Consider the following 209-nt stretch of genomic DNA (forward strand, 5'->3'; position numbering starts at 1 on the left):
GCTCCTCCCGAGGCCTCGTGCAGTCTTACATACCCGTGATTCCATTTCACTGACTCGTCGAATTCCATGTTAAAGTACGCTTTCCCTGGACCCACTCCACTTAGATAAAGACCTTCCGGTGACTTCGACACCAGCTGCGGCGCCGTCTCATCCGCTGTCACGAAATTCCAGGTGCTCTGATCCCAGATGCCGTTCGATCCCTGGCCACC

1 protein-coding gene is annotated in these 209 nt (G+C 55.5%); it reads right to left on the reverse strand.

Going from position 1 to position 209, the window contains the following annotated elements:
* Nucleotides 1-209 (reverse strand): hypothetical protein (locus LCF57_RS26410; protein ID WP_226003317.1); only part of this gene is annotated, 209 nt, incomplete at both ends.

Source organism: Paenibacillus sp. BJ-4, assembly GCF_020404765.1.
Classification (GTDB): Bacteria; Bacillota; Bacilli; order Paenibacillales; family Paenibacillaceae; genus Paenibacillus.